At 34.2% G+C, this 26,415-nt stretch carries 26 protein-coding genes, 1 tRNA gene and 1 pseudogene; 10 read left to right on the forward strand and 18 right to left on the reverse strand.

The features are described 5' to 3' along the window. Positions 1-5: 5 nt before the first annotated feature. A complete protein-coding gene (locus tag NBW37_RS05020; RefSeq protein WP_250295984.1) occupies positions 6-1,604 on the reverse strand; it encodes an ABC transporter permease in 1,599 nt (532 codons plus the stop codon). A 129-nt stretch (positions 1,605-1,733) separates the two neighbouring features. Here NBW37_RS05020 and trhO point away from each other — a divergent pair, with 129 nt between their 5' ends. Together trhO and NBW37_RS05030 are read left to right on the forward strand one after the other, a co-directional pair. Beyond that, entirely contained in the window at positions 1,734-2,579 is an 846-nt protein-coding gene (trhO, locus tag NBW37_RS05025) for an oxygen-dependent tRNA uridine(34) hydroxylase TrhO (protein WP_250295985.1), read from the forward strand. Positions 2,580-2,597: 18 nt separating this feature from the next. Continuing rightward, positions 2,598-3,424 (forward strand): IS5 family transposase gene (locus tag NBW37_RS05030; protein ID WP_250295841.1). Its coding sequence is split into 2 segments (ribosomal slippage): positions 2,598-2,985 and positions 2,985-3,424, totalling 828 coding nucleotides; the frame shifts between segments, so codons are not numbered across the junction. 365 nt (positions 3,425-3,789) lie between these two features. On the opposite strand, the gene NBW37_RS05035 is transcribed toward NBW37_RS05030, so the two are convergent. The 3 genes from NBW37_RS05035 to NBW37_RS05045 form a co-directional block, all read right to left on the reverse strand. Beyond that, the gene (locus tag NBW37_RS05035; protein ID WP_250295986.1) at positions 3,790-4,365 is read right to left on the reverse strand and encodes an RlmE family RNA methyltransferase; all 576 of its coding nucleotides are present in this window, start codon (positions 4,363-4,365) and stop codon (positions 3,790-3,792) included. Between the two features lie 76 nt (positions 4,366-4,441). Further along, positions 4,442-5,017: a PopZ family protein gene (locus tag NBW37_RS05040; protein ID WP_250295987.1), complete on the reverse strand. Its 576-nt coding sequence runs from the start codon at positions 5,015-5,017 to the stop codon at positions 4,442-4,444. Positions 5,018-5,036: 19 nt separating this feature from the next. Continuing rightward, the gene (locus NBW37_RS05045) at positions 5,037-6,272 is read right to left on the reverse strand and encodes a TolC family protein (RefSeq protein ID WP_250295988.1); all 1,236 of its coding nucleotides are present in this window, start codon (positions 6,270-6,272) and stop codon (positions 5,037-5,039) included. 132 nt (positions 6,273-6,404) lie between these two features. Here NBW37_RS05045 and rplM point away from each other — a divergent pair, with 132 nt between their 5' ends. The 3 genes from rplM to NBW37_RS05060 all read left to right on the forward strand — a co-directional run bounded on the left by rplM (position 6,405) and on the right by NBW37_RS05060 (position 7,786). Continuing rightward, positions 6,405-6,863: a 50S ribosomal protein L13 gene (gene rplM / locus NBW37_RS05050; RefSeq protein ID WP_250295989.1), complete on the forward strand. Its 459-nt coding sequence runs from the start codon at positions 6,405-6,407 to the stop codon at positions 6,861-6,863. A 10-nt stretch (positions 6,864-6,873) separates the two neighbouring features. Next, positions 6,874-7,329, forward strand: a complete 456-nt coding sequence (rpsI, locus tag NBW37_RS05055; protein ID WP_250295990.1) for a 30S ribosomal protein S9 — start codon at positions 6,874-6,876, stop codon at positions 7,327-7,329. Positions 7,330-7,474: 145 nt separating this feature from the next. Then, positions 7,475-7,786, forward strand: coding sequence for an HU family DNA-binding protein (locus NBW37_RS05060; protein ID WP_250295991.1), 312 nt, complete (start codon positions 7,475-7,477; stop codon positions 7,784-7,786). On the opposite strand, the gene NBW37_RS05065 is transcribed toward NBW37_RS05060, so the two are convergent. Beyond that, positions 7,779-8,486, reverse strand: coding sequence for a pyridoxine 5'-phosphate synthase (locus tag NBW37_RS05065; protein ID WP_250295992.1), 708 nt, complete (start codon positions 8,484-8,486; stop codon positions 7,779-7,781). The two genes, NBW37_RS05060 and NBW37_RS05065, sit on opposite strands and share 8 nt — an antisense overlap. A gap of 364 nt (positions 8,487-8,850) precedes the next feature. Here NBW37_RS05065 and prmC point away from each other — a divergent pair, with 364 nt between their 5' ends. Then, complete coding sequence (gene prmC, locus NBW37_RS05070; RefSeq protein WP_250295993.1) at positions 8,851-9,693, forward strand: peptide chain release factor N(5)-glutamine methyltransferase; 843 nt, start codon at positions 8,851-8,853, stop codon at positions 9,691-9,693. 136 nt (positions 9,694-9,829) lie between these two features. Here the strand turns inward: prmC and NBW37_RS05075 are convergent, their stop codons facing one another. The 8 genes from NBW37_RS05075 to NBW37_RS05110 all read right to left on the reverse strand — a co-directional run bounded on the left by NBW37_RS05075 (position 9,830) and on the right by NBW37_RS05110 (position 18,129). Continuing rightward, entirely contained in the window at positions 9,830-10,696 is an 867-nt protein-coding gene (locus NBW37_RS05075; RefSeq protein WP_250295994.1) for a P44/Msp2 family outer membrane protein, read from the reverse strand. Positions 10,697-10,801: 105 nt separating this feature from the next. Beyond that, positions 10,802-12,850 (reverse strand): type IV secretory system conjugative DNA transfer family protein, encoded by a 2,049-nt coding sequence (locus tag NBW37_RS05080; RefSeq protein WP_250295995.1) that lies wholly within the window; start codon positions 12,848-12,850, stop codon positions 10,802-10,804. 30 nt (positions 12,851-12,880) lie between these two features. After that, positions 12,881-13,873 carry a P-type DNA transfer ATPase VirB11 gene (gene virB11 / locus NBW37_RS05085; RefSeq protein ID WP_250295996.1) on the reverse strand — a complete coding sequence of 331 codons (993 nt, stop codon included), beginning with the start codon at positions 13,871-13,873 and terminating at the stop codon, positions 12,881-12,883. Between the two features lies 1 nt (position 13,874). Then, positions 13,875-15,371 (reverse strand): TraB/TrbI/VirB10 family type IV secretion system protein, encoded by a 1,497-nt coding sequence (locus NBW37_RS05090; RefSeq protein WP_250295997.1) that lies wholly within the window; start codon positions 15,369-15,371, stop codon positions 13,875-13,877. Between the two features lie 16 nt (positions 15,372-15,387). After that, entirely contained in the window at positions 15,388-16,188 is an 801-nt protein-coding gene (gene virB9, locus NBW37_RS05095; RefSeq protein ID WP_250297003.1) for a P-type conjugative transfer protein VirB9, read from the reverse strand. Next, entirely contained in the window at positions 16,175-16,855 is a 681-nt protein-coding gene (locus tag NBW37_RS05100) for a VirB8 family type IV secretion system protein (protein ID WP_250295998.1), read from the reverse strand. The genes virB9 and NBW37_RS05100 overlap by 14 nt, the downstream gene beginning before the upstream one ends. Before the next feature lie 72 nt (positions 16,856-16,927). After that, complete coding sequence (locus NBW37_RS05105) at positions 16,928-18,010, reverse strand: GTP cyclohydrolase II (protein WP_250295999.1); 1,083 nt, start codon at positions 18,008-18,010, stop codon at positions 16,928-16,930. A gap of 31 nt (positions 18,011-18,041) precedes the next feature. Next, positions 18,042-18,129 (reverse strand) — tRNA-Leu (locus NBW37_RS05110). Positions 18,130-18,319: 190 nt separating this feature from the next. Between NBW37_RS05110 and NBW37_RS05115 the strand changes: the two genes are divergently transcribed. Further along, a complete protein-coding gene (locus NBW37_RS05115) occupies positions 18,320-19,573 on the forward strand; it encodes a metallophosphoesterase family protein (protein ID WP_250296000.1) in 1,254 nt (417 codons plus the stop codon). Positions 19,574-19,799: 226 nt separating this feature from the next. Here the strand turns inward: NBW37_RS05115 and NBW37_RS05120 are convergent. The 3 genes and pseudogenes from NBW37_RS05120 to NBW37_RS05130 all read right to left on the reverse strand — a co-directional run. Continuing rightward, positions 19,800-20,168, reverse strand: a pseudogene (locus tag NBW37_RS05120) (transposase); the annotation flags it as partial. 16 nt (positions 20,169-20,184) lie between these two features. Continuing rightward, positions 20,185-21,057, reverse strand: a complete 873-nt coding sequence (locus tag NBW37_RS05125; RefSeq protein WP_250295817.1) for an IS982 family transposase — start codon at positions 21,055-21,057, stop codon at positions 20,185-20,187. A 71-nt stretch (positions 21,058-21,128) separates the two neighbouring features. Next, positions 21,129-21,443 (reverse strand): hypothetical protein, encoded by a 315-nt coding sequence (locus NBW37_RS05130; RefSeq protein ID WP_250296001.1) that lies wholly within the window; start codon positions 21,441-21,443, stop codon positions 21,129-21,131. A 175-nt stretch (positions 21,444-21,618) separates the two neighbouring features. Between NBW37_RS05130 and NBW37_RS05135 the strand changes: the two genes are divergently transcribed. Together NBW37_RS05135 and NBW37_RS05140 are read left to right on the forward strand one after the other, a co-directional pair. Then, positions 21,619-22,227: a superoxide dismutase gene (locus tag NBW37_RS05135; protein ID WP_250296002.1), complete on the forward strand. Its 609-nt coding sequence runs from the start codon at positions 21,619-21,621 to the stop codon at positions 22,225-22,227. Position 22,228: 1 nt separating this feature from the next. Next, the gene (locus NBW37_RS05140; RefSeq protein WP_250296003.1) at positions 22,229-23,500 is read left to right on the forward strand and encodes a M16 family metallopeptidase; all 1,272 of its coding nucleotides are present in this window, start codon (positions 22,229-22,231) and stop codon (positions 23,498-23,500) included. Between the two features lie 115 nt (positions 23,501-23,615). On the opposite strand, the gene NBW37_RS05145 is transcribed toward NBW37_RS05140, so the two are convergent. Then, on the reverse strand, positions 23,616-24,638 hold the full coding sequence (locus NBW37_RS05145) for a hypothetical protein (RefSeq protein WP_250296004.1): 1,023 nt from the start codon (positions 24,636-24,638) through the stop codon (positions 23,616-23,618). A gap of 96 nt (positions 24,639-24,734) precedes the next feature. On the opposite strand from NBW37_RS05145, the gene NBW37_RS05150 reads away from it, so the two are divergent. Next, positions 24,735-25,746 (forward strand): IS630 family transposase gene (locus NBW37_RS05150; protein WP_250295836.1). Its coding sequence is split into 2 segments (ribosomal slippage): positions 24,735-25,247 and positions 25,249-25,746, totalling 1,011 coding nucleotides; the frame shifts between segments, so codons are not numbered across the junction. Here NBW37_RS05150 and NBW37_RS05155 read toward each other — a convergent pair. Continuing rightward, complete coding sequence (locus tag NBW37_RS05155) at positions 25,737-26,204, reverse strand: hypothetical protein (protein WP_250296005.1); 468 nt, start codon at positions 26,202-26,204, stop codon at positions 25,737-25,739. The genes NBW37_RS05150 and NBW37_RS05155 overlap by 10 nt on opposite strands. Positions 26,205-26,415 lie beyond the last annotated feature (211 nt).

Genomic DNA, 26,415 nt, shown 5'->3' on the forward strand with positions numbered 1-26,415 from the left:
TACGTTTATTTTTTATCCTTATCATCAAGTGTAAATAAGGTTATTGTAGAGATTAAGCCTATTATAACTATTATTAACGAAAATGGGGCAGCTTCTCTATAGCGCTCATCGCTTACAAGTTCATATATTCTAGTTGATATAGTTTCAAAATTAAATGGTCTTATAATAAGTGTTGCTGTGAGCTCTTTGATAGTATCCATAAATACGAGCAAAAATCCCGATAATATACTCTTCTTGATGAGAGGGATATGAACATTCAAACATGTGGAAATAGGTCCATGACCCATAGTATATGCAGTCCACTCAATTTCATTTGGTGTTTTTTTGAGCCCTGACTCTACCGCCTTGAAAGATATAGCAAAAAAACGAAATAAATATGAGTAAACTAATGCGCCAATAGTTCCTACCAAGCTAATTTCCACAATATATTGAGTAATGAAAGAGGATATTCTGCTTAAAAATATTATTATGCTAATTGCGATAATTGCATTTGGAATTGCGTAGCCTAAAGAAATGAGACGTGCTACATTATTGATTACCTTATTTTTACGCGCCGTATATCCAATAATTATCGCAATGCTAATTGAGATTAATGCGGTGATAAATGATAAACTAACGCTATTTGCTATTATGTTATAGAATCTTGCTTCGTATATGAAAAACCCCTTCTCTATGCTCCAATATATGAGCGGAATCATTGGCAAAATAAAACCTATTAATATCGGCAATACACACATAAGATAAGCAAAGATCAATGGTATAGTGCCACTTATACTTCGTTTGTTGTGATAATCTGAATTGGTATTGATTGAAGAGTAGGATATTCCTTTTTTTTGTAGTTTTTTTTCGATAGCTATTAGTATCGCAACGAAAATTAATTCTGCAACTGCTAAAACAGTAGTTGCATATTTGTCATGCAGTAAAAACCAGGTGCGATATATTCCCGTCGTAAAAGTATCGATAGCAAGAAACTGTGGTGTGCCGAAATCTGTAATTACTTCCATTAGTACCAAAGACAACCCAGCTATAATCGATGGACGTATGGAGGGTATGATGACAGAAAACAGGCTCTTCAATGAGGAGAACCCAAGTGTTGACGCAATAGTGACTGAGTTACTAACATTCTTTAGACTTGAGCGGACTAACATATAAACGTATGGATATAGGCTGAATCCCATTACTAATATTCCACCACCTAGAGATCTTATTTCAGGAAACCAATAGTCACCTTTGCTCCAATCTAAAATGTCTCTTAATGAGCTCTGCACCGGACCTGAAAACTCTAGCGTATTTACATAGACGAACGCTACTATATATCCAGGAATCGATATCGGAAAGAATAAAGCAATCTCAAAAATTTTACTTCCAGGAAATGAAAAAAATGTAGTGAGCCAAGCTGGAATTACTCCAAATATGAAGGATATTCCCCCTACTCCTATCATCAAAATTAACGTACTCAGTATATATTCAGGGAAAAGTGTGCTGATTACCCATTCAGAATTTGCTGTATCTGTAAATAGAATTGATATTAATGACAATATTGGACAGACGAATAATATACTTACTAGAAATAAGAATATATTTTTAAATACTCTTAAAAACATTAATTTGAATCTATATTTTATATTAAAATGTTATATGTAAAAACTGAAGATATCCAGTAATTAACAGCCGTACTATTGAATATCTTTATAATTTTATATATCATGTTTTTAGTTGATAAGTGAATAATCATGAGCTTCGTCATTGCAACTTTCTATCATTTTGTAGAACTTTCTAATTATTATGACATGAAAGACGAAATAAAAGCTGCATGCAACAACGTTGAGTTAAAGGGTACTATACTCCTTGCAGAAGAGGGTATTAATGCAACCGTCTCTGGTAAAAGAAACGCGATTGATGAAATGTTTGATTTTCTACATTCTGATTATAGGCTAAGGAACCTTACATGGAAAGAGAGTGCAGCAGAATATCAACCATTTAGTAAGATGAAGGTAAAATTAAAAAGAGAGATTGTGAATCTTGGTGTAAGCAATCTTGATATTTCCCTTAGGGGTAAATACGTTAACCCAGAGCATTGGGATGATTTTACTTCTCAACCTGACGTTTTAGTAATAGATACACGAAATGAGTATGAAGTGAAGTTAGGCAAGTTTAAAAATGCAATCAACCCACATACTCAGCGTTTTCGCGATTTTCCTCAGTGGGCAGAGTCTCTCTCTGAGAGTAAAGACCTGAAAGTAGCTATGTACTGCACTGGTGGAATTAGATGTGAAAAATCAACAGCATATATGAAAAGTCTTGGATTTAACGATGTGTACCACCTGAAAGGCGGCATTCTTTCTTACCTTGAAAAAACTCGTAATGAAAATGGTAATTGGAAAGGAGAATGTTTTGTTTTTGATGATAGAATTGCTGTTGATAACTCACTTACTCCAAGCAACACAATAAAATGCATACTCTGCTCAAATCAAGTTTCAACTGATGAACTGAAGTCAGTTCCACGTGGCCAGGTGGTTTGCTTTAATTGTAAATCTTCAGACATTAGACTTCTTTCAAAATTGAGGGAGAGAGAGTAAGATCAAGTATTTGGAAGCATGAAATATAAGGAAATAGAAAAGTTAGAAGGAGAAAAGTTTCGACGTTTAACGGGGGTAAAAAAATCAACATTTAAGAGAATGGTAGAAATTCTAGATGAGGAGGATAAAAGGAAAAAAGCTAGAAGTGGAAGAAAAAGCAAACTTTGTATAGAAGATAGATTACTTATGGCACTGGAATATATGAGAGAATATCGTACATATTTTCATATAGGACAAAGTTATGGCATGAGTGAAAGCAACTGTTTTAAAATAATAAGGTGGGTAGAAGACACATTAATAAAACATCCAGATTTTGCATTACCAGGAAAAAAAGATCTATTAAATAGTAATGTAGAATACGAAGTTTTGGTAATAGATGGAACTGAAACAGCAGTAGAAAGGCCAAAAAAAAGCAAAAGCGCTTTTACTCTGGAAAGAAAAAAAGGCATACTATAAAAACACAAATAGTAACAGAGAAGAAGAGTAAAAAGGTCGTATGTACATCTTTCTCCAATGGTAGAAAACATGATTTTCGGATGTTTAGAGAATCAAAGATAGCAATATTACCGCAAACTAAGATCCTAGCTGATTCTGGTTACAGAGGAATGCAAAAGATACATAAAAATGTTGAATTACCACATAGAAGATCAAAAAAGAATCCTTTATCAAAGGAGAAAAAAGCAGAAAATAGATCTCTCTCTATACGAAGAGTGGTAGTTGAAAACGTAATCGGCTTATTGAAAAGGTTTAAAATCATTTCTGACAGATATAGAAATCGACGAAAACGTTTTGGCTTAAGATTTAATTTGATTGCCTCTATTCACAATAGAGAGCTCCTTTCATGAATTTTGAAAGAAGTCTATTGAACATGTGCTATAGCTTCACCTCCGTCATCCTATGGTTTGACCCATAGCTGTATAAATATTTGTTTCGAAAACAGTATGTTAAATGTTATAGCCGGTTTTGCCTCGAACACAAAGATGACCTTACCCAGATGGTATGAATAGTTATTGCTTGGCTGGAAGCATGAGAAGATAATAGCTTCTCAGAGTGGAAAGGGGCAGTCACTGTTTTTTTAACCAGCTTAACAGTTTCTAATTTAAATTCTGCTGTGTATTCTCTTCTATTTATCATATTACACCTCTTTGAAAAAACGTTTTATTTTACTTCAAAAACGTCTTAACTTTCTCTCTACTTTTTCTGGATAAGGTCAAGAAGGTTTGCTGCCAATAAAGCCTAAACTTACCAAATACATTTCTGTAGATTCAGATCTACTTGACTTTGGTTTAAAGTATTTTACTGTTTTAAACATTTTTTTTAGCTCGTTACAAAAATCTTTATCAGATTCTCCTTGGAAAATTTTTACTACAAGCGTGCCACCATGACTCAAGAAATGCTTTGCAAAATTGAGCGCTGCCTCACATAAAAGCATAATTCTGATATGATCCAACGATTTTAAACCACAAGATTCGGGAGCCATGTCAGATAAAATTACATCAAATTTTTGATCCTTGAATTTTTCTCTTAAAATTTCAAGCTCATTGATAATATCGCATTGTATAAACTCTACTCCATTAATTGCGTTCATTGGTTTCATGTCAAGAGCAACTACATTTGCACCTTTCTGAGACGCAACTTGTGACCATCCACCAGGAGAAGCACCAAGATCAATAATTTTTTGCCCTTCTTGAAATAATTTAAATTTATTATCCATTTCTACCAGCTTATATGCTGAGCGTGACCTATAACCATCCTTGCTAGTTTTTCGCACATACTGATCATTCAAATGACGATGTAGCCACCTTGTTGAAGATAGTTTTCTGCCTCTAGCCGTCTTTACTCTAGTTTTTATTGCTAATACCCTACTTATTATTGATTATATCTTTGAGCTCTTTTTCAACTACTTCTTTTACCAGTGCATGTAGATATTTATTCAGCCATTCTGAGAGCTGAGGTTTTAAAAGAGATGTAACTAATTCTTCAACAGTAAGATTCGCTCTTTTTTGTTGTTTATGCTGCAATTCATTTTGCATTTTTCCAAGCAGCGCTTTGATCTCTTCCATATTCTCTTTTAAAATTAGATGATCGTTATTTTGCGCTTGTAAGCCGCTATTACTCGTTTTGTTATTACTCATTTGGATGTTATCGTACAAATAAATATCTTTTTTTTCTTCTGAATTGCAGCTATGGCCATTAAATTGGTTATTGTTGTAAGCCATTTCCTCACTTTGGTCATCATTATCAATGTCCTCTTCTTTACCATTTTCTTTTTTGCCATCTTCTTCCATGTCTTCTAGGTACTCTTCCTCAAGGTATAGTACATCATCATTTTCATCCTTTATTTCTGCTTTATCGTTACTCGCGTTTTTACCCGATATAGCTTTTTTTATATCTTCTAGGATATCTTTTACAGATTGATTGCCTTGTTCATCATACATAGTGCTAATACCATTAAATTTAGAGGTTTATACTATTTATCATAAAAAGCAAGTTGTAAACACTAATCACATAATTGCTTTTTGCTTCAACTAAGTCTGAACGTGCTTTAAATAATGCATCTTCAGTGTCCAAAAGGTCAGATGTACTCTTTAAACTTAAGTTTACCTCTTGTTCAACTCCTTCCAATGCTAAAGCTGCTGCTTTTTCCGCTTCTTGACTTGCCTTAATAATGGCCTTTGCTGTCAGCACATTATTCCAAGCATTTACAACTGCTTGTTCTATATTTTTTACTGTTTCATAATAATCGTAGGTAGATTTTTTTGCATCCATTTTAGCTTTACTGACACCAAAAGCATTAACTCCTCTCTTAAAGATTGGAACATCAAGAGTAAAAACTACATGAACATTTTCTAATAGTTTGTCTACCTTCATACCATCCCCCCCAAAATTTTTGCTTGCGTTTAGATTTAAAGAAGGAAGCCACTTGGAGCTTTCAGCAACCACTTCCATTCCAGCTGCTCTTTTTTGATAAACTGCTGCTTTTAGAGATAAATTATTGGTTTTTGCTAACTGTAGACATTCATTTAGCTCTGGAACAGAAGGTAGTTTATCATTAGCTTCAGAAAGGTCATCAGCATCTTCGCCAATCAAATGATAATAAGCAATATTTGCCAACTTTAATTTACCTTCAGCATCAACTCTTTCGGATATAGAAGATGAAAATTTTGCTTTTGCTAACAAAACTTCAGCATTGGTTACCTCTCCAAGGGAAAAGCGTTTTTTCATAGCTGACAAATGTTCCAAAGAAACGCGTTCTTTATGTTCTCTAAGCTTTAATATTTCTGTCTTTTGTAAAACATTAACATATGCTTTCACAGCATTAAGTGCAAGCTCTTGTTTTAATTGCTGAAATCGCATCTTTTCTGCTTTGAGAAGATGGCTTGATCGACTGAATGTGGCAAAGGTACCACCGCCATCTATTATCCTTTGGCTTAATATCAGGCGTTTTCCAGAGCCTTGTGAATTGTTAACAATATTAAAATTACTATCAAAATTGTATTGCAAACTAATGTCAGGTAAAAATCCAGCTAACCCAGAGGATTTATAATGTTTTTCTGCGCTTTTATATTGGTAAAATTGAGACTTTATTTTTGAGCTATTTTTGATCGCTTTGCTTATAACTTCTCCTACATCGGTTGCATAGCAACTTATAGTACCAAAAATGATCGCAAGTGTAATAATCAATCGAAACATTCTACTTCCTGTGCATGTTGGTTGCGCAGCTCAATTACTAACATAAATTACTTTAATAATCAATAACTAATATTGTTGACACTATTGAGAAATTAAGTATATCATAGCTTACTATTGTTTAGTTAAATTACAATGAAGACTTTTTTCTTAAAAGAGAAACAAATCAATAAAAAGTGGTTTGTCATAGATGCAGAAGGATTAGTGGTAGGAAGGCTCGCAGCATTTGTAGCGACACTATTACGTGGAAAGCATAAACCTGAGTATACACCTCATATGGATTGTGGCGATAATGTAATTATTATTAACGCAGAAAAGGTGTATTTCACCGGGAAGAAGCTTAAAGATAAAATTTACTATAAGCATACAGGTTATTCTGGTGGTTTGAAGAAAACTACTCCAGATAATATTTTAAATGGCAAATTTCCTGAGCGTGTAATAGAAATGGCAGTGAAAAGGATGCTTGATGATGGGCCTATGGCACGTAGACGCTTTGAAAATTTGTATGTTTATTCTGGTTCAGAGCATAAGCATCAAGGGCAGCAACCTGAAAAGATAGATTTTGCCTCTTTGAATCGTAAAAATAAAAAGTAATGGAGTAAAAATGAAGAGTTCTACAATAAATAACAATGATTGGTCAGAAAAGACAATTAAATCAGCAGTTGATTCGCTTGGTCGTTTATATGCTACAGGCCGAAGAAAAGAATCTGTAGCAAGAGTATGGATAAAGCCAGGAAGTGGAAAATTTAGTGTTAACAAAAAAGACGACCTAATTTCTTATTTTAAAAGAGAGTCAGTGTGCCAAATAGTGAAAATGCCATTTGTAGCAACTTCTACGTTAGACAAATATGATGTATTTGCAACTGTAAAAGGTGGAGGGCTATCTGGCCAAGCAGGTGCTGTAGCTCATGGAATAAGCAGAGCTTTAAGTAGCGTAAGCCAAGATTTGCATTCTATATTACGTAATGGTGAGTTCTTAACTAGAGATTCACGTGTTGTTGAACGTAAGAAATATGGTCAACATAAAGCTCGGAAAAAGTGTCAATTTTCTAAGAGATAGTTATTTTATAGTGGTGTTTTTTTGTAAGTATTATACAAATATTTGCAAAAGTGTATGATATCCTCTATTTTTGTGATGAATTTAGTTGACTATCGGTGTCAACATAATATGCTATTTGTGTGATTTTTCAATATTAAGGTAATTTATGAGTAAAGAAGATATAATAAAACAATTAAAGGAAGATTGTTCTGGTCAGAATATAGATATAACAAAATCTGATTTGAGCAAGATTCATGATGCGTTTATTAAAATAATAAAGGATGAGCTGCATGGAAAAGGTGAAATACGTTTGCATGGAATAGGAACATTTTCTACTGCTATCAGTCAGGAGAAACAATGTCGTAACCCCCAAAATGGTGAGATCATGACTGTTCCTGAAAAGACAAGGGTAAAATTTAAAGCAAGCCAAGCTCTTTTAAGTATTTTAAATGAGAAGGAAAAAACAGCAGTTAGTTAGACATTGTCATTTTCATTGTTTTTACTACGCTGTGTAAGCCGTAAAATACAGCTTCGCTAATTAAATAGTGGCCTATGTTAAGAGCTGAGATGTGAGGTATTCTTGTCATCTTCTTAGCGTGTTTATAAGTTATGCCATGTCCTGCGTGGCATTCTATTCCTAATTTATTGACGTACTCTGCAGCATTAGTAATTAACTGTAACTTTTTCTCTGATGGATTATCACAGTAATCTCCTGTATGAATTTCTATTATGTCAGGCTTTATCTCTAGCTTCTCAAGATATTTTAGTTGATTAATATTTGGATCGACAAACAGTGAGACTTTTATACCAGAGCTATGCATTTCCTCTATTATACTAGAAAGTTTGCTGTACATCTTAACGATATCCAGGCCACCTTCGGTTGTTAATTCTTCTCTTTTTTCTGGTACTATACAAATTGAATAGGGTTTTACTCCTTTTGCTATTTTTAGCATTTCTTCCGTGGCTGCAATTTCAAGATTTAGCTCAGTGCTAATGCTTTTTTTTAGGTTAAATACGTCTTCATCTCTAATATGCCTTCTATCTTCTCGTAAATGTACAGTAATAAAGTCTGCTCCAGCGTCAATGGCTATTTCTGCTGCTTTGAGTGGATCTGGGTAGGAAGCTCCGCGCGCATTACGAAGAGTTACAACATGGTCAATGTTAACGCCTAGTTTCATAATTTACCTCAAAAATTATTTATAGATTATACATATTATTGGGTCTTTTGCATAGTGACCTTATCCAGATGATATGACAACAAAGAGAAAAAATACCTAAGCGTCAAAACGAAGGAGAAGAGATAAAGAAGTGGAGGAGAATATGCTCATTTTGGATGTAAGAGCTTTCTAGGAATTGTCTTCTTGAATTCTATGGTATTTTGTTTAACATTGAAACAAGAGTCCAGTATAAGCTACTTACATGACATCGTTTACTATGTGCCATATTGCAATGTTCGTACAGTAAGCCATAGGACGACAGAGTAGATTTAAGTTAGCTATTATACTCACCGTTTATGGCTGAAAGGAACACATTTTTAGAATAATGAAAACAATCAGCACTTTAATTCAAGAAGGATCGGAGTTATTATCGTCACATAAAGTTGAATCACCACATTTAGATTGTGAAATCATCATGCAGCACGTACTTGGAGTGGAAAGATCATTCATAATTATGAACCATGCTGATCAAGTGCCGATGGAGAAAGAACTTTTATTTTGGAAATTAACAAAAAAAAGAGCGGAAAGATATCCAATATCGCAAATAATAGGTACTCGTGAATTCTGGAGTAAAAATTTTATAGTTAACCAGCATGTTTTAGATCCAAGACCAGATAGTGAAACACTAATCTCAACGGTGTTAAAATATTACCCAAATAAAAAGCAGAAACTAAAAATTGCAGATTTTGGTACAGGCACAGGTTGTTTATTGATATCCGTACTTAGTGAGTATAAATATGCTGTTGGTATCGGTTTTGAAAAAAGCTTGGAAGCATACAAAGTTGCCTATCAGAACACAAAGAAACATGATCTTCTCAGCAGAGCCAAAATATTTCCAAGCTCATGGACAGAGTGCAGAGGTTCATTTGATCTGATAATTAGCAATCCTCCATATATTAAAAGAAGCAAATTAAAAGACTTACAAGCCGAAGTGCAAAAAGAGCCAAGAATTGCTCTTGATGGTGGAATTGATGGTTTAAACTGTTACTTGAGTATTTTTCCAATATTGAAAAAGTGCCTTAAAAAAAATGGGTTTGCAATATTGGAGATAGGTGAAGATCAAAATGATATTGACAAAATAATACCCTCATACAAATTAGCTTTTCAGGAATATGTACATGATTTGGCAGGAATGAAGAGGTGCATTGTTATGCAAAAACATAGCTAATGTTTTCTTCCTTCATATCCTATGTCATCCCAGTACCCTCTAGCTAGTCATCCAAGTAGCGTGACTACTTGGATCTATATTTACTATGGTCAAGGCATAGGATAACAGGAACGGTTTTATGCATTTTTAAAAAGGGTTAGGCTTTACTAGCAAAATGGAAAGTAAGGCCAACCTCTATGCCGTGTGTGTGAAACAATGTATTACCTATATTTATATCTTCTTTTGTTGCATTTGCTGGTTTACTCTGATCATTAAGCTTCTTTTTACCCACGTTATTAGAATCATCTATAATTTCTCCAAGCGCATCCGTTGTAAGTTTAAGACCATCACCAATAACACCACCAATAGCACCAAAACCTCTATATCCGATATGCATATTTACATCTTCACTTATGCGACAATCAAAGCCAGCTTTTAATTGACCTGCAGGTCTTATTAACGGTTTTTCAAACATTGTCATTCTTGTTGCACCGACTCCAATACCAACATAAGGAGAAAAAGAGAAACGGTCACTTTTCCAATGATGATAAACATTTGCCATTACAGATATGTTCTCAATTTGGTCATGATTAACTGGAGTACTATAGAGATAAGTTTTTTTATTAGGATCATTACCAGTCTCCTTTAAGTATGAAAGAGTTATTTGGCTAGTTGCTAAACCAATATTATCCACTTTTACAGAAGAATACATCCCTTCCAATTCAGCCCTATAGCTGTTGTTACCCAATTCTCCTGTGTAACCAAGTGCCACATTTGCAGCAAAAGGTGGATTGTAATCTCCTTTATACTTACTTAGTAATTGACCTTCTGTGTTCTGAGCACCCCTGTCATTTATAGACAAATTTTTGATACCTGTAGTGCTTGTTTTTAGTTCACCCGTACTATTAAAAAATTGACCATAATACCCACTACCAAAGTAAAACCCTTCTGTTTCACTCGCAAAAGATTGTTGTGACAACAATAAAGCAAGTGCTGTAACCGCTAATGTTTTTTTACTAATCATTACTACTCCCCTAGTTAAAATAGATAATCTAATACTAATTAATTAAAAATGGCTTAATATGAAAAACCTAATGATTTTCTGAGATAAAAATATGCAAAGTTACCCTTACTTCTCGTCATTTTTGAATTTATCCTCATCTTCAAATTCATCCTCCTCGTCTTCGTCATCAAACCCATCATCGCTCCTATCCTCCTCGTCTTCGTCATCAAACCCATCATCGCTCCTATTCTCATCTTCTTCGTCATCATCATCATCTTCAAACTTATCGTCGATATCTTCATCATCAATATCTTCGTCTGCAAATTCATCTGATTCATCATATACTGCATCTTCTGTTTTAGTTTCAGCAGGATAATCAACTGAATTAGGCCCCTCAAGAGCATTATTCCCCTCGTTATTAACCTTATCTTTGCTCGCAGCAGCAGAAAGCACTTTGTTTGGGTCATATGGTTCTTGTGTAGGCACACGAGTTTGCTTGAGCAGTCTTTTTGTGAAGGTGCTATCACTATAGTACAAAATTTTCTTTGATTTAATTGGGTAAGTCGATTCTATTAAAATTATCTGATCGTCACGTGGCAACATAATAACTTCTTGAGGCAATAGCAATGCTCTCTGTATTTCAGAGATATGTAATGACCTCGAAGCAGGATTTAAATCTAAAAATTTAGGCTTATTCAACGATTCTTGTTGTACAGTTTTGTTTCCTATAAGTTGCGATATTAAATTAGCTGTTTCAATATTATTGGCTGCAAAAGTTATTCTGTAAGTCGAGTTTGACAAAAAGGAGTTCATTCCTGCTTCTTCGTATATTCCTTTGAGCTGCTCAGTATCTTGAACAATTAAGAATAACCTAACTCGATAACCACGAAAATATGCAATACCTGTTTGAAATTGCTCCATTTTTCCAAGTGTAGGAAACTCATCCATTAAAAACAATACGCCATAAGGCTCGTCATCCGATGGCAATTTTCTACATAAAAATTCAGTTGCTTGTTGGTAAAAAACCTGCATTAAAGGTCTGAGCCTAGTCAAGTTGTCAGGAGTTAACCCAACATAAACTGTAGTTTTCTTCTTTTTAAAATCCAAAATATTAAAATCACTTGACGCAGTTGCGGTATCAATCAATGGGTTTGCCCACAGTTCAAGTGATGAATTCATGGTTGATACAACACCTGACCTTTCTTTATCAGCTTTTTGTAAAAAAGCTGCAATGTTCATATATGCTACAGGGTGTAGTATTTTACCCATTGTATCAAGAGCAACAGCAAGATTATAAACCACGTCATCACTACGCATCGTACGCACAACTTCACCAAAAGATTTAACTTTCTCTGGTGCAGCAAGTAAGTATAATACCACTCCAACAAATAAGCTTCTTGCTTCATTTTGCCAAAAGTCTTGTTCAGGCATGATTAGGTTAGCTATTTTCTGCACATCGTCAACCATCTGCCCAGGTTTTTCACTAATCCATTGTAATGGATTGTAACAGTGACTTATTCCATCTGGCTGCGCTGGATTCCATACAAATACTTCTTGCTTTTGTTGTTTTCGCCAACCACTTGTTATTTCATAGTTTTCTAATTTTATGTCGTGTACAATTACCGAGTCAGCCCAAAATAATAAATTAGGAATCACAAAGCCAACACCTTTACCAGAACCTGTAGGTGCAAATAATAATGCATGCTGAAACCCATCAGCAATAAAGTAGCCTCTTTTATCTTTACCAAGCAATAATCCCCTTTTGCTTCTTAACCCTGCTTTTCGTATGTCTTTCTCTGATGCCCACTGCGAGTCTCCATGAAGTGATTCTTTCTTTTTAAATGGTCGCCACTCAATTATCCTTTCTCTTAAATTCCACAAAATAACCATTAAAACAACGATAGGCAGTGCAGAAGATATAATTAATTTGATTTTGAGCTCATGGCTATATAACTCTGGATGATGCCAACAATATTGTATATGATCAAAGATTGTTGGCCAAAGAGCTTGAGGGAAAGGCGTCAAACTAGGATTAATTGTCTTAAAATCTACACCATCTGGACCATCAACCAGTAGAAAGAACAATATACCCGATAAAAAGAAGCAAAACTCAAGTACGCTAAAAGCTACTACACCTCCTATGAGAATATTACGTAGGTAATTTCCATTACTCATAAACTACTTTTTCTTAACTTATGTATAAATTTAAGCATTTTCATTTGAAGATCTAGTAAATAATATTTCAGAAACACTTCTTTTGCCCCCACCGGTTCTTTTTAGCTGAATAACAATATCAATCACATTTCTAATATATGGTATAATTTGATCTGGAGGAATGCCAAGGTTTGCTTGCATAACCATCAATTTTATTTGCTCAAGGGCCATTGTTGGACTATCCGCATGAAGGGTTGATATTGATCCAGGGTGACCAGTATTTATCGCCCTAAGAAAACTAAAAGCTTCCGCCCCACGAAGTTCACCAACTATTATTCTATCTGGTCTTAAACGTAGGCACGCTTCTATCAAATCTTGAGTAGTTACTTTTGCCCTGCCCTGCCCTCCTTTAGAGGCAATCAGGTGCACTCTATTTGGATGATCGTTCAAAACGATTTCCCTTGCATCTTCAACAGTAATAATTCTTTCCTCAGCTGGAATAGCACGCAAAGTAGCATTAGTAAAAGTAGTCTTACCAGTGGAAGTTCCACCACTAATTATAATATTTTTCTTATTTATTACAGCGTATTCTAAAAACTCTTTTATTTTTTTTTGCCTTAACAGTAAATCTAAATTACGGTCAACTGGATTATCGGTCACTTCTATAACAGTTTCAGAAAAAGCCCCCATTTTTTCGTAATCATCTAGTGCTAATTGCATGCTAGAAGGCTTACGAATCGACATTACTACTTTATCAGGTTCACATGCTGGCGGAAATACTATCTGTATACGGTAACCATTTGGTAATGTTGCCGAAAGTAACGGCGCTTCTTCGCTAAGTTTTTGTTCTGTAGCTTGAGCAATCAGTCTGCCAAGAGATTTCAAATGGTTAAGATCGAATACTTCTAATTTTTCACACCTTATTTCACCGCGATTTTCAATCCATACTTCCTTTGGCTTATTTATTGATATTTCATTTACGCCTTCTTCTTGAAATATGCCTTGTAATGGCTCCAAATATGTATCAAGTGCAGCATAGTTCATTTCATTGATTTAATATTGCCTGTGGAGGAAATACTATATCTTGGTTAACAAATACTTTCAATGCAGTGCCTTGATCGACATAAATAGTTGGTTTTTTATCTGTATATCTGCCCACTATATCTCGCATGTCTTTAGAAAAATCCTCGATTGATTTCCCAATTGCGCTTTCATAAACAGACTTACTTTTTTTCTGAATTTGCCTCAACAGTTGACGTACATCGTCTAAAGTTATACCGATATTGTCACTAGTAATTGCATCAACTTCACTAACTCCAGAACTTTTTATCACACTTACTATTTCTTCCTTTATTATTCTCAGTAAATCCTGATCACTTTTAGCATTCCGAATTTTTTCAATAGCCCTAAGACCCAATTTCCATTTTTCGTCTCCTACCTTCCCAACTTCAGTTTTTATAGCACCCTCCAATCTCTCAACAATAGCCCCTTTGAGAGAAGAAATATCTATTTCAGTTGCAGTAATAGACTTCACTACATCCATGGCAGTTAGCGTATCAACAAGATTAGAAGCCTTTTGCCCTATAACAGCCGAACCAATTGAAACACCAGCAAGTGTCACTGAAGAGAATAATGCACTTACTATTTTATTATCAACTATTCCTGCTATCCCTGCCCTTCCAAGCTCGTCAGTACTAAGTGATGAGATGGCAACATCTATTCCATGCGGCAGAATCACTCTATTCCAGTTTATATTTACACGAGATTTAGCAACATTCGAGTCAAATGAATAACTACCTATCAATCTTGAGCCTTTAGGTATTAAAACTGTATCACCAGTTTCTGCATAAACATCTCTACTCACCATAGCACGCAGCATTCCTTGCAGATCAGAATTTATTGCAGTTTCAAGAACAGCATCAATAATTTTACCTTGAGTAATCATCAAACCAAGCTTTCCTACTCTGGTAGCTTTGCTCGACTGTGCTGAAGTGTCGGATAAAATAGCATCAGCAGCCTTGTTCTCTCCACCACCACCTGAAATTGCTAACATTTGTGCAGTACGTCTTTCTCTAGGGTAACCACCCCCCCCTATTGTAGGAAACGAGGTAGGTAAATTGCTAATTACATTGCTAGAAGGAAAATTTTGCTGCGGTAAAATAGGTATATTTGACACAGAGATTTCTTTTGGTTTTTCTTCTTCTTTTCTAATTTGTTTTATTTCTGGTATGATTGATGGTGTAGGAAGAGGAGGTAAGGGTGGTAAGGGATCAGTTATTATTCTTTCAGGAACCATTACATTATCTGGAACTTGTTCCAACTTTCCTTTCAATTCTTGAACGTTTTGCTTTGTTTCCTCTTTTTTAACAACTTCTGAACCCTCTTTAGGAGAAGGACTAAAATAGAGATAATACACTCCACCAGCCAGAAGCACTAAAATAATGACCATCAATGCCCTATGACCTTGATTAGAGCCAACTGTTACTACCTTATTCTCTATTTCTGATTCATCTTCTGAATTGTTACGCCTTTCTTTATTCATATTGCATGTACCACAGCTAAAGTGACCTATTTATAATTTCAACTTTACCATCTTCATAACGCATAAATAGCTTTTTATGTACCCCTTTTATTATAACATAATCATCAAATAACAGCCTTTTACAAGGTTTATCCTCCTCTTCTACAAAAATCTGAGGTATTTTATTATTATTTCTAAATTTTAAATAGGTTAAATAACCATCATCAAATAGCTCAATCGGAACTATATCCGCATTACTACCTTCATCAATATATGTATAATTGTACTTCGTATCATTTTCTTGTATTATTTTTTCTGGCTTGTCTGTAGTATATTGCATTTGAGTAGGTAAAGAAACCTCATCTAAATCAACATCAAATTCACCTTCTTCTTGAGGATAATAAAAACGTACTACGTAAGATATATCCTTTTCAGCAGAATAATCGTGATCCACTTTCTTAGCATCAGTATCTGGGTATTTATCGTAATTTGGCCTTGAGATTAAATCAAAAATGTAATTTCTTTTTTTAGTTGTCGTAATAATCATGTTAGTGCGGCTACTAACTTCAAATGGCATGATAAGCAATTTATTGTCATAAGGATTAATTTTCCAACTTGATGCATCACCAACAGCGATATTTTTAACTTTTTCTCCTTCCGCAAATTCAATATAAGAATAGTAACCCTGACTAAAAACCACCGTAAATACTTCATTAGGGCTATACACAAAAGTCTTTATTCTACTATCTACAGAAATAGGTTCATTATAATTAATGGATGCGTTTAAATTGCTACTTACAAGTAAAGCTAAAACTAATAATATCCTATACATATTCATCATCTACTCTATATGAAATAACTTGAAACCCTAATGGGTTAATATATCTTTGCTGATCATTCATTTCAAGCGATGCATATCTATATGACATAATAACTATCTTATTTTTTCTTGTGGAACTTCCATCTTTCCGTATAAATTCCACAAAAAACCTCACCTGAAGAGCATCGTTACCCAATTTTTGAATTGAGCGAATTTTAAATTCATTTTTGGTATCTGAATATAAATTAAAAAGATCATCCATATTCTGCGATCCTATATAATTTCTAAATTCATTATACACATTAGATGAGGAAAACAACCTCACCTTTGTATAATAGTTATAATTATAATGATATGGATCAAAAACCTCCCTTGCTTTTATATACTCTGAAATAAAATAATCGTTCAGCGCTTCATTTGCAGAATATTGTTTTACTGTGACAGGATCAACCAATTGCACTATTCCCGATTTCTTGTCAATTTCTATAACAAATGGCTCAATAGTGCTACTTGTGCTAATTTTAAATATGACTAATATGCTGATAGAGATTGTTGCTAATAATATTAATGCAAATAAAAGTAGAATATTCCTTTGAGCAATAACTGTGCTGTAGCGGCTTGAATTCCAATTTATATCCTCATCTAAGGATCCAGTATTTTTTTCTCGCTTAAAAAATCTTAGCATTTTAGTATTCCTAAAAATCTTAACTTATGTTAATAAACATAGCAAATTAACAAAGTAGTTACAGCAAAAAAGCTAAAAAACTCTTAATCTATGGCCTAATTTACCAAACTTTGTCTCCATATATGAATCGTTATATTTATTACGTTCCACAATAAGTGGTAGACACTTTGTAACTCCTATACCACTACTTTCCAATTCTGACAATTTCCTATCATTGTTTGTAAGTAATTGGATTTTGTTAATGCTCAATTTCTTAAGCATTTTAGCTGCAACAACAAAACTCCTTTCATCATCTTCAAAACCCAATATTCTATTTGCATCAACAGTATCAAGATTATGTTCTCTTTGCATACTGTACGCTCTTAACTTATTAGTTAAACCAATACCTCTTCCATCTTGCATCAAATACAATATAATACCACTTCCAGAGTCAGCTATCATTTGAATTGCTTGATATAACTGACTTCTGCAATCGCATGATAAGCTATCTAACAAGTCACCCGTATAGCACGAAGAATGAATTCTCACTAATGGTTCGTCATCTTTATCTGGATTGCCAATGATAATTGCATGATGTTCTCTTCCACCACTTTCGGTTCTATAAGATATGATATTTACTTCTTGAGTCTGTTTTAAAAACAATGATGTTTTGCACACTTCATATACATCCTGATTTTCTTGAAAATTATTTATGAATGACGTGTCCAGTGCAATAACGTCATTTTTCTCGCACCAATTTCGCATTTCATGGTTATTCTCAAAAGTCATATCAGCCACTAACGCGTATGGCAATAATTCTGAGAACTTAAGCAAGGCAACAGCATACTCATCTATTGTCTTTGAGCATTGCAACTCTTTTATGCTATCTTCCTTTGAACAGTTTATTAAAGGGAGCAGTTCATCAAAATTGCTTATCAACAGACGTTTGCTGTTATGTTCTTTATTCTGAGATATGTATTTTACCTTACTTGAAGTTAAAGTAACATATACATTGCTTGATATAAGCTTGTATTGATTAAATAAATCTCTTTCTAAAGCCTCAGCAGCAGCAAACAATAGGTAATTACTTTCATCATATATTACAATTGGCCGACCGCGCCTGATTTCGCTGATAGCTCTTTCTACCTTATTGCTACTTTGATTCCCTATAAACATTTTTACCCATACTAAACAGCGATAAAAAAACTGGTGCGGCCGAGAAGACTTGAACTTCCAAGGCCTTATGAGCCACAGCGACCTCAACGCTGCGTGTCTACCAATTCCACCACGGCCGCACTATATTCTAGTTCTTATATAATTATTTTAAATTATTTAATCATTTTAGAATTTTTCATCTAGAGTGTCAATCTGATACTAGAATAATTTAGAAATTACTTGTATAATTTGATTATGAATTTTGTGATTATAAATTTTAATCATTTAAGATAACCTTACTACTAATTTTTAACTTAGGTTTTTATACAAATGAATGTAGCTAATATCTTTATTTTTTTAGCTCTATCTCTTATAACCAGCTTTCATTTCGTCCATGCACAGATATTATACACATGGTCTCAAGTTATCCCAGAAAATAAATTAAGCATACGTGCAATTACAGACAATGACATGTGTCCCATTGCTCATGTAGATGGTGAGGAAGTAGAAATGCTGAATCGCAGCTCAATTAACAATGGTGATCATAATGAAACAGTTTGTGAACTGACAGTACAAACAAGTGCCAAAAACATTAGTATTGAGGATCTACGAGTTCCTATATTACCAGAAAAGGTTAATAAAATTGCTTTGATTGGGGACACGGGCTGTAGAATAAATATGTTATTTCAGCAGGAATGTAATTCGGTAGATAGCTGGCCTTTAAAAAAAAATTTAGATTCAATCGCCCTTCATAAACCAGATTTAATTATCCATGTTGGTGATTATCATTATAGACAAACAAAATGTAGAAATACAAAAAAATGCGGCGATATTTATGGATATAGTAAAGAAGTTTGGTACGCTGATTGGTTTGAGCCTGCAAAGGATATTTCATTACAATCCCCTTTCCTTTTTGTTCGTGGAAACCATGAGAGTTGTGATAGAGCTTATGAAGGATGGTTCAGGTATCTAGATTCACACCCCTTTTCGTCTGAAAAATGTGGAAACTTCGTTTCTAGTTGGTCTTTAGACGCTGGACCGATGAAATTTTTTATCTTCGACTCTTCATCCGGTGAGGATATTTTTACAACCCAAAGCACAATTGATGCTTTTGAGAGGCAATTTGATAAATTGATACAAAATAGTTCTGATAAGCCCATGTGGTTTTTAACTCATAAACCGCTTTGGAGATCTCCAAAAAAAGAATTTTTGACATTAAAAAGCCATGGCAATCTCACACAAATTGAAGCCTTTGGGGATAAATTTCCAAGCAATGTTACTACCATAGTTTCCGGGCATATTCATATAGCTCAGATTTTACTAATGGATAATGTTCCAGACCAGATTATAGTTGGAAACGGTGGTGCATCATTAAACGCTCAAGATCAAGAATCTGTTTATCAAAATGTAGAATTTGACTATTCAAATGGTAAAAACTACTTAGCACACGAGGTTAGAAACTTTTTTGGCTTTGGCTTTGCAATACTAAATTTAGATGATCACGAATTTACCTTCTATAACCAAGATAATAAGGAAATGTATTCTGCAAAGCTAACGGAAGATTTTAAACTCAAAACGGATTAAAACTATAGTCGATTCATTGTATCTGTTCAGATAATGGCGTCAACTTAAGGGAAAATATCAGTGATTGTGTATAAAATTTATCTCTAAATTTTTTATCATTAAATTATCCAAAGAGTGCAATAAACAGCACTTTTGTTTCTGTTTTATTTCAACAAAGAAGTCTAAAATGTGTCCTTAAGTTGACGCCATTGCCTGAACGGATACTCTTATACACCCCAGTTGCGGATTAATCAATATAGTAAAATCTAGAAATACAGGGCTTTTTAGGCTTCATGGAATATGAAACTAATGTGGAAAAGACGTGCACCAAGAAATTTATTGGAGACCTGTGCCTTGAATGCTCAAGCTCAAGTCTGTCTTTTAGGTAGCCAAAAACTGTTTCAATAATCGACCTTTTTCTTAAAAAAATCTTTTCTTCAAGTAGCATTAATGTGTTTTTCATACCTTTTTTTACTTTGGTAACGAGTTTTAGTCCTCTATCGAAGAGTTTTGCAAAGAGCTCTTTCTTTATATAGCCCTTATCACCAAACAAAAGACCAGTCAGTTTTTCAGTTAATTTTGGTACTGGTTTTCTGTCGTCAACGTTACCTTTAGTAAACCCCAGTTGCGGATTAATCAATATAGTAAAATCTAGAAATACAGGGCTTTTTAGGCTTCATGGAATATGAAACTAATGTGGAAAAGACGTGCACCAAGAAATTTATTGGAGACCTGTGCCTTGAATGCTCAAGCTCAAGTCTGTCTTTTAGGTAGCCAAAAACTGTTTCAATAATCGACCTTTTTCTTAAAAAAATCTTTTCTTCAAGTAGCATTAATGTGTTTTTCATACCTTTTTTTACTTTGGTAACGAGTTTTAGTCCTCTATCGAAGAGTTTTGCAAAGAGCTCTTTCTTTATATAGCCCTTATCACCAAACAAAAGACCAGTCAGTTTTTCAGTTAATTTTGGTACTGGTTTTCTGTCGTCAACGTTACCTTTAGTAAGTGTAACTCCTTGAATTTCACCTTTTTCATTAATTACCATATGCAATTTAAAACCAAAAAACCAGCCATATGTAGTCTTTCCAAGCTTTGCCAATCCTTTGAAAACTTTGTTTCTTGAGATTCTTTTTGGATGGCAAACAGCGATAGATGTTGCATCTATGTACGAAATCCCTGTCATTTTCGACTGCTCACATAGCCATTGCAAAAGTAATGCTAAATACCATAAAACCCTCGGTTTTAGCCTAATAAATCTACTATATGTTGGCAAATTTTGAAACTCAGATCCATATAGTGCTTTCAAATAATATGTATAGAAAGATTTAAAGTCCTCACATCTAGATTGTTGATAAAGTAAAATTATAGTAAGAATTTCAGAATGCGTAATCTCTGGCGTTCTGGTAGGTTTTTTACTGTTTGGCAGGAGTTTTTCTGCGAAATTTTTGTTTATAGCCTTGCAAAAATCGTCTACAAAGCAAAATAATTCTGTTACATTTTTATTCATGGGTAACCTCTCTACTTTTTGATAATATGTTTCCGGAGTTTACCCTATTTCCCTATCTTTTTCACTGACTTCTAATCCGCAACTGGGGTTGTATAGAGCACAAGTAATAAGTTTGCAAAGCCATGATAAAATCCATTATGTCTCGTACCGCAGACTTTTTTCTCTCTTTTTCCCAAAGTTGTTGTTGAAGTATCGGCATCTTTATTTACCCCTACGAGCATATCCTTCACTGGTCCCACAACACTATCGATATGATAAACAGACTTATAGAAACAGTTTTGTGGAACTTGACTGTTATTTTTTTCTACAGCAGGAATAGTTCCGTGCTTAGCATATTGCTTAAAATTCTCATATGAATACTTAAGGTTTTCACATAAACTTGACATATTAGCCTCCTAACAAACTATATAATAAAAAATGTAATTATTATTAACATTACTGTACTAGTATAACTTACTTTTAGAACAATTGCAACAATATGAATATTTTAACCGAATTATATGTTGCACAAAAGCATATATTGCCCTATCATCCAAGTAGGTCAAAAATAAGGAGATTGTCATGAGTTTTACTTTACCTGAATTACCATATGATAAAACAGCTTTAGAACCTTACATATCTGCAAAAACCTTAGATTTTCATTATGATAAGCACCACAAAGGGTATTTAAATAAACTCAATGAGCTGGTTGAAAATACAGATTATCAACATGTGAAAATTGAGGAAATAATAACAAAAGTGCATGGTAATAGCGATAAAGTTCCCATATTTAATAACGCAGCGCAAGTTTGGAACCACACTTTTTATTGGAATTCAATGAAGAAGAATGGTGGTGGTAAGCCTAAAGATAGTAGTCTTTTAGCAAAAAAAATTCAGGATGATATCGGTGGCTTTGATAAATTTTATGAAGAATTTTCCAATCATGGAGTAAGCCAGTTTGGTAGTGGATGGGTGTGGTTAGTGCTTGAAAAAGGAAAGCTCAAAATCACCAAAACTCCAAATGCAGATTTGCCATTAATTTACGGTCAAGTTCCATTACTCACTATGGATGTGTGGGAACATGCATACTATTTAGATTGTCAAAATCGTAGAATTGACTACATAAAAGTTTTCCTTGATCATTTGATTAATTGGGATTTTGCAGAAGAGAATTTAAAAGAGAACACATAAGATGAATGTACCCCAGGTAACAAAATTAGATAATGGTCTGCGCATAATAACCGAGCAGGTGCGTGATATTGATTCTGTAGCTTTAAGCATACGAGTTGGTGTTGGCAGTAGAGCGGAAAGTGCAAATCAAAATGGAATATCCCATTTTCTAGAACACATGGCTTTCAAAGGAACGAAGACAAGAACTGCGTTTGAAATTGCAAAAGCTTTTGACGACATAGGTGGGGTTTTCAACGCCAGCACCGGTAGGGAAAGCACCACCTATTATGCAAAAGTTCTCAAGAAGGACATCAAAACTGGTATTGATATATTAATAGATATATTGATGAATTCAACATTTCCAGAAGATGAATTGGAACGTGAGAAGGGCGTTGTAATACAAGAGATTTTTCAAACTAATGATTCACCAAGTGACATTGTTTTCGATAAATATTTTGAGGCAGCTTATAAAGATCAACCTTTTGGCAGGTCAATCTTAGGCACGCAAGATACTGTAAAATCTTTTACTCGAGGAGATCTAGATAATTACATAAATGAACATTACTTTGGCGAGAATATGCTATTTACTGTTGCAGGAAATGTTGAACATGAAGAAGTTGTTGCATTAACAAAAGATTTTCTCTCAAAGATTCATTCTAAAAAGCTGAAAAAAAGCCAAAATGCGAGCTGTACTGGTGGTGAGTATTTAGAACATCGTAAATTAGATCAGGTACACTTGCTAATTGGTCTACCTAGTGTTTCTCGCCATGACGATAAATATCACACGTTTCAAGTGCTTGATTCTATATTAGGGAGCGGAATGTCATCACGTCTGTTCCAGGAAGTAAGGGAAAAGCAGGGATTAGCTTACTCTGTTTATTCATTTAATTCCAGCTATACTGATACAGGAATGTTTTCCATTTTTGCTGGTACAGACAGTAGTAACTTAGATAAGCTTTTAAAATCTATAACAACAGAGTTGAAGAAGTTGTCTACAGATGATTTGAAGGAAGAAGAAGTAAATAGAGTGAAAGAGCGAGTAAAATCCCAAATTTTAATGTCGCGCGAAAGCGTAAGCTCACGTGCTGAAACATTGGGGCACTACTATGGTAACTATAATAGGTACATCAGTAAAAATGAATTAATAGAAAAAATTAGTGCAGTTACCACTGCTAACGTAAAAAAAGCAGCAGAAGAATTGTTATCTCAGCATGAAAAAACCACTCTAGCTGCAATTGGAGAAATTAAATCATTGCCAAGTTACGATAAAGTGGTTTCTATGCTTAAAGCTTAGCGCATTCTATTACATTAATTTGGCTGCTTTACAATATAATTTAGCACAGTGATTAAAGAAGTGTAAGTTGAAACAATGTGCCATGAACCGGATATGCAAGAAATTATACGAATCTTCAACCTCCTCTTTCAATAATGTTATTATTTCTATTTTGCGTAACTTTTTCCGTATAATTTTTAGGAGGTACTGGTAGTGCAAGTGGTTTTTTGCTTACAGGGTTTGAGTTTGTATTTTTCTTTTGCTGATGTGCTTCTTGAACGGTCTGAAATATAGACTCTCCATAATTATAGTTTCCTCTCACAGAGTTCGAGTTTATGTCTTTCTTTTGCGGAGGATAGTTCAATGCCTCTTCACGAGTCTGGAATATAGGCTCTCCATCATTATAGTTTGAGTTTATATTTTTCTTTTGCGAACCAGCGTTCAATAATTTCGATATCTCTCGCCCTAGCTGATCACCTTTATAATTGTTTCCAAGATCTTTGATTTTCTCTCTTTTCTCGATTATTTGAGCTAAGGACTCGACAATAATATCTTTGTTTATTCTTGAAGCATCTATTGGCTTACTTCCTTTGACAGTAATTTCACTACTTCCTTGCTTACTACTTACATTATAGCCCTGCCCTTCAATTTTTGTTGCCACTTCTCTTCTAAATAAATCGCAAATAGTATTTATTACTTTTTGAGCATAATCTTTAAAAAAAGCTTTGATTGCCTTAAATTCCTTTACTAAGGAGATGGTTTCAGTATATACTTGTTTTCTATCTTTATCACTAACAGCTATACCACTATCTGTATTTAACTTCCTTTTTTTAGGAGGTAATTGTGGTGGCTTTTCTTCAGGTGATTGTCTCTGAGTGTCTTGAAGATTTTGGTATATAGGTTCTTCTTTCCTTAAGTTTTCATAAATTGGTTCTTGCGCTAAGTTGGCACTAATAAATTCTTGTACCCTTTCTAGATAATTAGCATCTCCTACCACTTTACCATTTCTGTTCATAGGTGCTTGAACGCCTTCGAATTTGACTTTTTGTATATCTTCAATACTCAGCCCATTTTTTTCAAGCCATTCCTTTCTTGTGCCCATTGATTTAACAAACTCATTAACCTTCTCAATATTTTTTGCATCATCATCAACTAGCATAACAGTTTTTGGCAACTCATACCAATCTCCACTAATAGATAGACAAATAGTAAAAACTACAAATAATTGAGGCTAGAAAGAATAAATATGTAGTTTATGGCAGGAAAAAGTAAAGCAATAGGAGAAGAACTATATAATCAATGCAAGTTAGAATTAAAAAAATATGGAATAAGAGGAGAGATAGGAAGAAGGTTACAAGCAATAATATCAGCAAAGGAGTATGGTATCTCAAAAGTTGCTAAAATATATAGAATTACGAGAACGACATTAATGAAATGGATTGCAAGATTTAAAGAAAAAGGTGTTATTGGGTTTGCAATACAGCCAGGGCGAGGACCTAAACCAAAACTGAACGAGGAGAAGAAGGAAAAAATAAGAGAGGTAATAGAAGAAGATGGGGCAAATCTGACTGCTAAAAAATTGCAAGGTATAGTTGAAGGAATGTTAGCTATCAAAGTAAGTGAGTCAACGGCGAGAAGGCTTATGAAGAAGCTAGGATTTACATATATCACACCTCGTCCAGCACATTATAAACAAGACAAAAACAAACAAGAGGAGTTCAAAAAAAATCTCAATGAAATTGTGGAAAAGAACCGGAAAAAGGAGGTTTTTTTTCGATGAATCGAGATTTGGAACGCACTCAAAAGTTGGACATGGATGGTTTAAAAAGGGCTCAAGAACACAAGTTAAAGTAAAAATCGGAAGAGAAAACTTCTATCTTTACAGCGCTGTAAATCCCAGGAATGGAGAGGATATTAGCCTACTTGCTCCACATGTAAACACAGATTGCATGAACATATTTTTGGAGCAGATGTCGAAAGATTTGGGGACTAGAGAAGCTTTTCTTATCATGGATTGCGCAAGTTGGCATAGGTCTAAAGGTTTAAAAACTCCTGAAAATATCACCATAATTTATTTGCCGCCGTACTCGCCTGAGCTCAATCCTGTGGAAAGATTTTGGCAACATTTAAAGGAAAATATAATAAAGAACAAGATGTATGACTCTATTAAATTACTTGAAAATGCTGTATCTGAATTTATTCGAGATATTACGGAAAGTTCGATCAAAACCATTTGCTCTGTGAATTATTTGTCTAGTTATTTATGAGGGTTGGTATCACCATGTTTATCCTTATACTCCACAATTGCTTTACAGATATGCAAATTCTTTCCAACCTTACTTTGTTGTTCTTTATCACCTTTCAACGCATCATCATAATCTTCTGGAAATCCACTAAATACAGAAACACTGTCTGCTTGTTCTTTAGACAAACCTAGATAATCTTCCACTACTTTTTTTACAGCACGTGGATATCCTGTGTATGATGCAATATTAACTTCTATTCCACCTGAAAGTGCAGATCGTAATGTAGATTTCAACTTCTCTTTATTTTTTATTCCACCTGTATTTTTTAGAAAATCTTTTATATCGGTATCAGTCACTACATTATTTTGAGTAGAAACAAAGTCACTTTTGCTTGACCTAGAAAAAGCATTGTGCATGTGCCCATTAGTGATGGTGTTATCAAAGTCAAATATTAATAGGGTATTATTTCCTTTAGCCATATCTTCACCTCTAATCCTTACAAATCATGGATAAAGGTTAACATTAATAGATTAATTATTTATTATAGCACTTCTGAAGGAAAAATAATAAAAGGAAGAGTTAACAGAATAGACTTCTTGCATAACCCAAACTAAGTAGAAAAAAGGTATAGCTATACCGCCGCGGTATCTCCGCTAACAAGCAGCGGGATGACGGTTGTTAGGGTGTCAT

Origin of the sequence: Wolbachia endosymbiont of Oedothorax gibbosus (assembly GCF_936270145.1) — a bacterium.
Lineage (GTDB): Bacteria > Pseudomonadota > Alphaproteobacteria > Rickettsiales > Anaplasmataceae > Wolbachia.

Excerpts from the sequence above, each read along its gene's own strand:
- NBW37_RS05060 (WP_250295991.1), top strand. The coding sequence starts at position 7,475 with ATGAGTAAAGAAGATATAATAAAACAATTAAAGGAAGATTGTTCTGGT.
- NBW37_RS05040 (WP_250295987.1), bottom strand. The coding sequence starts at position 5,017 with ATGTATGATGAACAAGGCAATCAATCTGTAAAAGATATCCTAGAAGAT.
- NBW37_RS05115 (WP_250296000.1), top strand. The coding sequence starts at position 18,320 with ATGAATGTAGCTAATATCTTTATTTTTTTAGCTCTATCTCTTATAACC.
- NBW37_RS05090 (WP_250295997.1), bottom strand. The coding sequence starts at position 15,371 with ATGAATAAAGAAAGGCGTAACAATTCAGAAGATGAATCAGAAATAGAG.
- NBW37_RS05045 (WP_250295988.1), bottom strand. The coding sequence starts at position 6,272 with ATGTTTCGATTGATTATTACACTTGCGATCATTTTTGGTACTATAAGT.
- NBW37_RS05130 (WP_250296001.1), bottom strand. The coding sequence starts at position 21,443 with ATGTCAAGTTTATGTGAAAACCTTAAGTATTCATATGAGAATTTTAAG.
- NBW37_RS05020 (WP_250295984.1), bottom strand. The coding sequence starts at position 1,604 with ATGTTTTTAAGAGTATTTAAAAATATATTCTTATTTCTAGTAAGTATA.
- NBW37_RS05135 (WP_250296002.1), top strand. The coding sequence starts at position 21,619 with ATGAGTTTTACTTTACCTGAATTACCATATGATAAAACAGCTTTAGAA.
- NBW37_RS05155 (WP_250296005.1), bottom strand. The coding sequence starts at position 26,204 with ATGGCTAAAGGAAATAATACCCTATTAATATTTGACTTTGATAACACC.
- NBW37_RS05080 (WP_250295995.1), bottom strand. The coding sequence starts at position 12,850 with ATGAGTAATGGAAATTACCTACGTAATATTCTCATAGGAGGTGTAGTA.
- prmC (WP_250295993.1), top strand. The coding sequence starts at position 8,851 with ATGAAAACAATCAGCACTTTAATTCAAGAAGGATCGGAGTTATTATCG.
- NBW37_RS05075 (WP_250295994.1), bottom strand. The coding sequence starts at position 10,696 with ATGATTAGTAAAAAAACATTAGCGGTTACAGCACTTGCTTTATTGTTG.
- NBW37_RS05105 (WP_250295999.1), bottom strand. The coding sequence starts at position 18,010 with ATGTTTATAGGGAATCAAAGTAGCAATAAGGTAGAAAGAGCTATCAGC.
- NBW37_RS05145 (WP_250296004.1), bottom strand. The coding sequence starts at position 24,638 with ATGCTAGTTGATGATGATGCAAAAAATATTGAGAAGGTTAATGAGTTT.
- NBW37_RS05140 (WP_250296003.1), top strand. The coding sequence starts at position 22,229 with ATGAATGTACCCCAGGTAACAAAATTAGATAATGGTCTGCGCATAATA.
- NBW37_RS05065 (WP_250295992.1), bottom strand. The coding sequence starts at position 8,486 with ATGAAACTAGGCGTTAACATTGACCATGTTGTAACTCTTCGTAATGCG.
- virB9 (WP_250297003.1), bottom strand. The coding sequence starts at position 16,188 with ATGAATATGTATAGGATATTATTAGTTTTAGCTTTACTTGTAAGTAGC.
- NBW37_RS05125 (WP_250295817.1), bottom strand. The coding sequence starts at position 21,057 with ATGAATAAAAATGTAACAGAATTATTTTGCTTTGTAGACGATTTTTGC.
- virB11 (WP_250295996.1), bottom strand. The coding sequence starts at position 13,873 with ATGAACTATGCTGCACTTGATACATATTTGGAGCCATTACAAGGCATA.
- rplM (WP_250295989.1), top strand. The coding sequence starts at position 6,405 with ATGAAGACTTTTTTCTTAAAAGAGAAACAAATCAATAAAAAGTGGTTT.
- rpsI (WP_250295990.1), top strand. The coding sequence starts at position 6,874 with ATGAAGAGTTCTACAATAAATAACAATGATTGGTCAGAAAAGACAATT.
- trhO (WP_250295985.1), top strand. The coding sequence starts at position 1,734 with ATGAGCTTCGTCATTGCAACTTTCTATCATTTTGTAGAACTTTCTAAT.
- NBW37_RS05100 (WP_250295998.1), bottom strand. The coding sequence starts at position 16,855 with ATGCTAAGATTTTTTAAGCGAGAAAAAAATACTGGATCCTTAGATGAG.